This is a genomic window from Vogesella mureinivorans (assembly GCF_007644035.1).
GTDB classification, from domain to species: Bacteria; Pseudomonadota; Gammaproteobacteria; order Burkholderiales; family Chromobacteriaceae; genus Vogesella; species Vogesella mureinivorans.
Genome location: NZ_VMTV02000260.1, coordinates 1 through 360 on the forward strand (window position 1 = coordinate 1; position 360 = coordinate 360).

1 protein-coding gene is annotated in these 360 nt (G+C 70.6%); it reads right to left on the reverse strand.

All coding sequences use genetic code 11. The features are described from left to right. Positions 1-112: 112 nt before the first annotated feature. Positions 113-360 (reverse strand): hypothetical protein (locus FLQ44_RS08175; protein ID WP_206208758.1); only part of this gene is annotated, 248 nt, incomplete at its 5' end.

Here is a 360-nt window from a genome sequence, read left to right on the forward strand (position 1 = left end):
AGTGCGGGCAACAGGGCGGACAGGCAGAAGGCGATCAGGGTCGTGCGCATGGCGGGGCTCCGGGCGGCGCAGGCCGCGTGTGAAGGAGCCCGCACGATAGCGCAGGCGGGGCTCAGGCCGCCAAGGGCTGTGCCTGTAGATCGGCTTGCGGGTGGGCCACGCCGTAGCGGCCCTTGTCGTCCAGCGCGACCTCAGCCATGGCGCAGCGGGTGTCGTGGGTGAAGTACAGGCGCACGCCGCGGGCACGCATGTCGTCGAGGAAGGCGCGCTTCTCGTCGATCAGCATTTCCGGGTAGCGGTCGTAGCCCATGGTGACGGGCAGGTGCACCCAGGGCGCGCCGGGGATCAGATCGGCGCAGA